Origin of the sequence: Falsirhodobacter sp. 1013 (genome assembly GCF_051195255.1) — a bacterium.
Taxonomy (GTDB): domain Bacteria; phylum Pseudomonadota; class Alphaproteobacteria; order Rhodobacterales; family Rhodobacteraceae; genus Falsirhodobacter.
In genome coordinates, this window is the sequence record NZ_JBNJLK010000056.1 from 1 (window position 1) to 580 (window position 580).

Annotated in this window: 1 protein-coding gene; it reads left to right on the forward strand. The window is 64.0% G+C overall.

Annotation, left to right across the window (positions count from 1 at the left end; genetic code table 11):
- On the forward strand, positions 1-513 hold a 513-nt coding region (locus ACSHZY_RS18915; RefSeq protein ID WP_435171773.1), incomplete at its 5' end, for an aldehyde dehydrogenase family protein.
- Between the last annotated feature and the right edge of the window lie 67 nt (positions 514-580).

The window sequence follows — 580 nt, forward strand, 5'->3', positions numbered from 1 at the left end:
GTGGAGGCGCTGAAGGTCGGACCGGGAACGGAAGAGGGCGTGACCATCGGCCCGATGATCGAGGAGAAGGCCATCGCAAAGGTCGAGGCGCACATCGCCGACGCCCTGTCGAAAGGGGCGACTTTGGTCACGGGCGGCAAGCGTCTTGGCGGGCTGTTCTTCCAGCCGGGCATCCTGACGGGCGTGACGCCGGACATGGCCGTCACCCACGAGGAGACCTTCGGCCCCCTCGCCCCCCTGTTCGCCTTCGACACCGAAGACGAGGCCGTCCACATGGCCAACGACACGATCTTCGGCCTTGCTGCCTACTTCTATACCGAGAATCACAGCCGTGCAGTCCGCGTGGCGGAGGCGCTGGAATACGGGATGGTCGGTCATAACACCGGCCTGATTTCCAACGAGGTGGCGCCGTTCGGGGGCGTGAAGCAGTCCGGGCTGGGGCGCGAAGGGTCGAAATACGGCATCGAGGAATACCTAGAGACCAAATACATCTGCAGCGCCGCGGCGCGCTGAGGGAGGGATGACAATGACGATGACGGCATTCAGCTTCGACACCGTGGCCTCGACGGTCATGGAATGG